The organism is Streptomyces alkaliphilus (assembly GCF_014141535.1).
Classification (GTDB): Bacteria; Actinomycetota; Actinomycetes; order Streptomycetales; family Streptomycetaceae; genus Streptomyces; species Streptomyces alkaliphilus.
Genome location: NZ_VKHT01000416.1, coordinates 1 through 4360 on the forward strand (window position 1 = coordinate 1; position 4360 = coordinate 4360).

The 4360-nt window shown below is 74.9% G+C and carries 4 protein-coding genes; 2 read left to right on the forward strand and 2 right to left on the reverse strand.

Annotated elements, in window-relative coordinates; translation table 11 throughout:
- Window positions 1-400 precede the first annotated feature (400 nt).
- Together FNQ90_RS14090 and FNQ90_RS14095 are read left to right on the forward strand one after the other, a co-directional pair.
- Window positions 401-874: a phage holin family protein gene (locus FNQ90_RS14090; RefSeq protein ID WP_182606703.1), complete on the forward strand. Its 474-nt coding sequence runs from the start codon at window positions 401-403 to the stop codon at window positions 872-874.
- Window positions 875-960: 86 nt separating this feature from the next.
- On the forward strand, window positions 961-1902 hold the full coding sequence (locus tag FNQ90_RS14095) for an alpha/beta fold hydrolase (RefSeq protein ID WP_182606704.1): 942 nt from the start codon (window positions 961-963) through the stop codon (window positions 1900-1902).
- A gap of 545 nt (window positions 1903-2447) precedes the next feature.
- Here the strand turns inward: FNQ90_RS14095 and FNQ90_RS14100 are convergent.
- On the reverse strand, window positions 2448-3647 hold the full coding sequence (locus FNQ90_RS14100; protein WP_143623644.1) for a MarP family serine protease: 1200 nt from the start codon (window positions 3645-3647) through the stop codon (window positions 2448-2450).
- A 13-nt stretch (window positions 3648-3660) separates the two neighbouring features.
- Window positions 3661-4347 (reverse strand): NUDIX hydrolase, encoded by a 687-nt coding sequence (locus FNQ90_RS14105; RefSeq protein WP_182606705.1) that lies wholly within the window; start codon window positions 4345-4347, stop codon window positions 3661-3663.
- Window positions 4348-4360 lie beyond the last annotated feature (13 nt).

The following is a 4360-nucleotide window of genomic DNA, read 5'->3' on the forward strand; positions in this document are numbered from 1 at the left end:
GCACCCGACGCCGGGACGCGGACCATCCGCGTCCCGGCGTCGGTGCGTCCGGCCGCCCCCGGGCCGCCCCCGGGCCGCCCGGGCTCCGGAAGCCCCCGGGGGACACGAAAGAAACCGGACGAACGGGGAAGACGGAGGGGGAACGGAGGACCGGGGCCGACGGCCACGGCACGCGGGCGTCCGCCGGAACGGGAGCCTGCGGTCCCGGCGGCGCGCCGGGCCCCCGGGGCGCCCGGAACCCCGCATACCATCTGCGGATGGCGGGGATCCCGGAACGGCACGCGACCGGGGGCCGGCGTTCGGCGGAATCCGCCGAACGCGGTGGTCCCGGCCCCGAGGACGGGCCCGACGCCGTGACCGACCCCGACCCACGAGTGAGCGATGAGGAGAAGAGGCCACGATGAGCGCAGCGGACGAGGGACGCAGCATCGGCCGTTTGGTGTCCGACGCCACGGGTGAGCTCTCCGGGCTGATGCGGGACGAGATGGAACTCGCCAAGGCCCGGCTCAAGCACGACGTGCAGCAGGCCGGCGCGGGCGGCGGAGCCCTGGCGGCGGGGGGCGTGGTCGCGATCTTCTCGCTGCCGCCCTTCGCGATGGCGCTGGGGTACTGGCTGCACGCCTGGTGGAACGTGCCGCTCGCCATCGCCTTCCTGATCACCGCCGGTGTGTTCCTGCTGGTGGCCGGGATCCTGGCGCTGGTGGGACGGGCCCTGCTGCGGCGCAACTCCCCCAAGCAGGACCTGACGGCCTCCATCAAGGAGTCGGCCGCCGTGCTCTCCCACGCCAAGCCGCACCCGCGCGGCGACGCCCCGGCCCTGCCGCCGGCCTCGGCCAACGGCGGCGGCTCCCACCGGGCCGTCGTCGAACGATGACCGACGGGGGCCGGCCTTCCGGCCGCCTCCCGCGCCCCGACGGGGATCTTCCGGCCCCCGCGCCCACGAGGTGAAAGACTCCCCGTATGACCGCACCCGAGCACTCCGAGGCGCGCGCCGCGGTCGTCCACCGGGACGGCCCCTGGATCCACCGCGACGTCGCCGCGAACGGCGCCCGCTTCCACATCGCCGAGATGGGCGAGGGACCCATGGTGCTGTTGCTGCACGGCTTCCCCCAGTTCTGGTGGACCTGGCGCCGACAGCTGCCCGCCCTCGCCGAGGCCGGCTACCGTGCCGTGGCGATGGACCTGCGGGGGGTGGGCGGCAGCGATCGCACGCCGCGCGGGTACGACCCGGTCAACATGGCGCTGGACGTCACCGGCGTGATCCGTTCCCTCGGTGAGCCGGACGCGGCGCTGGTCGGCCACGACCTGGGCGGCTACCTGGCGTGGACGGCGGCGGTGATGCGCCCGAAGCTGGTGCGCCGACTCGCCGTCTCCTCGATGCCGCACCCCCGGGCCTGGCGGGCCGCGCTGCTGCGCGACCCCCGGCAGGCGGCCGCGAGCGGCGCGGTGTGGGGGTTCCAGCGCCCGTGGCTGCCGGAGCGGCGGCTGGTCGCCGACGGGGGCGCCGAGGTCGCCCGACTGCTGGAGGAGTGGTCGGGGCCGGCGGGCGGTGTGGACGAGGAGGCCGTGGAGGTGTTCCGCCGCGCGATGTGCATCCCGCCCACCGCCCACTGCTCGGTGGAGCCCTACCGGTGGATGGTGCGTTCCCTGGCCCGTCCGGACGGCATCTCCTTCAACCGGCGGATGCGGGCCCCTGTGCGGGTGCCGACCCTGCACCTGCACGGCTCGCTGGACCCGGTGGTGCGCACCCGGAGCGCGGCGGGGTCGGCGGCCTACGTCGAGGCGCCCTACCGCTGGCGGCTCTTCGAGGGTCTGGGGCACTATCCGCACGAGGAGGACCCGTTGGCGTTCACCGCCGAGTTGGTGGAGTGGCTGCGGGATCCCGAACCCGACCGACGCTGACCCCCGGCTCCCGGCTCCCGGGGGCAAGTACCTCCGGCACGGGCGAGAAGCCGGTGCCGCGGACGATTACCGATCGCGCGGGAGGGGCAGAGTCGGTGGTATGGGCTGGACCCACGACCACCGTGATGTGGCACGCATCTCCCGAAGCGGCAATGGAGCCGTCGCACCGGCGCAGGGCGCCGGACGGCATGTCGGTTCCCTCCGCCCCGGGGATCCGCTGGTCGGATTCCCGCACCTCCTCCGGCGCCGGGCGCGCTGGGTCGGTACCCGGCTGCGCCATCCGCGCGGCTGAGCCGGTTCGCACCGAATCGGCACCCGCACCCCGCCCCGACGCCTGTTCACCCGTTCCCTATCCACCGATCCATCCGCCGAGGGCCGACGGTCTCCCGCCGCCGTCCACCGGCCCGACCCACGCACGCACCACGCTCCGCGCGCCCCGTCCCGGTATCCACCGGAGCGGGGCGCGCGGCGTCGTTCCGGCCGCCCCGCCGGCGGGCCCGGTGGGTCCGACGTCGGGCCGGTCGGGAGAGACCGGGCGGGCGGCGTCACATGGCGCAGCTCTGACTGTCCACGGCGCCGTCGGCGGCGCGACCGCGCTCCATCACCCCGGCGACCTCGTCGTTGGTCAGCGCGTAGCCGGTGTTGTCGTCGTCCAGGGACTTGGCGAAGATGACGCCCGCCACCCGGCCGTCGGGGGTCAACAGCGGGCCGCCGGAGTTGCCCTGCCGGACCATGGCGTACAGGGAGTACACGTCGCGCTGCACGGTGCCCCGGCGGTAGATGTCGGGCCCGTTGGCCTGGATGCGCTCGCGGACCCGGGCGGCCCGCACGTCGAACGGGCCGCTCTCCGGGAAGCCCGCCACGATGGCGTCGTCCCCGCCGACCGCGTCCTGGTCGGCGAACTCCAGGGCCGGGGCCTGCAGGTCGGGCACGTGCAGCACGGCGACGTCCCGCTCCCAGTCGTAGAGCACCACCCGCGCGTCGTACACCCGGCCCTCGCCGCCGATCTGCACGGTCGGCTCGTTGACCCCGCCCACCACGTGCGCGTTGGTCATCACCCGCTGGGGGGCGAAGACGAAGCCGGTGCCCTCCAGAACCTTCCCGCAGCTCGGCGCGGTCCCGGCCACCTTGACGATGGACTCCCGGGCCCGCTCCACCACCGGGCTGGAGGCCAGTGCCTGGTCGGGCGGCGGCACATCGGTGATGGTCTCGTTGGAGAAGGGCGTGAACACCTGCGGGAAGCCGTGCTGGGCGAGGATCGAACTGAAGTCGGAGAACCAGGTGTCGGCGTGGTCGGGGAGCACCCGGGAGACGCCGTGCAGCACCTGCGAGCCGCGCACCTCGCGGCCGATGGTCGGCAGTGTGGTGGTGGCCAGCGCGGAGCCGATCAACCAGGCCACCAGCAGCATCGCCAGCACGTTCACCAGGGCGCCGCCGGTGGCGTCCAGGGCCCTCGCCGGCGACCAGGTGATGTGCTGTCTGAGCCGGTTCCCCACATGGGTGGTGACGGCCTGGCCGGCGGACGCGCAGACGATGACCACCACCACCGCGGCGATCACCCACCCCGTGCCCGGGGGCGAGCCGTTGCCGATCCGCTCCCACACGATCGGCACCAGGTACAGCGCGGCCAGGCCGCCGCCGAGGAACCCGAGCACCGAGAGGATGCCGACCACGAAGCCCTGCCGGTAGCCGACGACGGCGAACCAGACGGCGGCCAGCAGCAGCAGGTAGTCCAGCGCGTTCATGACGGCAACCGTCTCATGCGGAGGGGTCCAGGGGGATCTCCCGGGTGCGATCCCATGGCCTTTCCCATCCGGCGTGACGCAAAATCAGGTCGATCACGCCGGCGGTGAACCCCCACACGAGGGCGTCGGAGACCAGGAAGGCCGACCCGCGGTAGCCGCTGGGGTGCACGACGGTGACCCGGTGGGCCGGGTCGGTCAGCCGATGGACGGGGGCGGTGAACACCCGCGCGGTCTCGCCGGGATCCACCGGGCCGACCGGGCTGGGCTCGCGCCACCAACCCAGGACGGGGGTGACGACGAAGCCGCTGGGCGGGATGAAGAGGTTCGGCAGGGTGGCGAACGGCTGCACCCCCGTCGGGTCCAGTCCGGTCTCCTCCCACGCCTCCCGCAGCGCGGCCCGTACCGGGCCCTCGCCGGCGGGATCGCCGTCCTCCGGGTCCAGGCTGCCGCCGGGGAAGGAACACTGACCGGGATGGTCGCGCAGGGTGGAGGCGCGCTGCATGAGCAGCAGCTCCGGGCCACCGGCGCCCTCCCCGAAGAGGACCAGCACCGCCGCGGGCCGCCCGCCGGCGGGCGGCGGGCGGAGCAGCCCGTCGAGCCCGCGGGCGGCGACGGTCCGCGCCGCCCGGTCGACGGGGTCGAGCCAGGAGGGCAGCCCCTTCGTGGACAGCCCGGCGGGCGTGGGGGACGCCACCGGCACGGTGCCGGCGGGG

Coding starts and splice junctions, on each gene's coding strand:
- FNQ90_RS14100 (WP_143623644.1), bottom strand. CDS start 3,647: ATGAACGCGCTGGACTACCTGCTGCTGCTGGCCGCCGTCTGGTTCGCC.
- FNQ90_RS14095 (WP_182606704.1), top strand. CDS start 961: ATGACCGCACCCGAGCACTCCGAGGCGCGCGCCGCGGTCGTCCACCGG.
- FNQ90_RS14090 (WP_182606703.1), top strand. CDS start 401: ATGAGCGCAGCGGACGAGGGACGCAGCATCGGCCGTTTGGTGTCCGAC.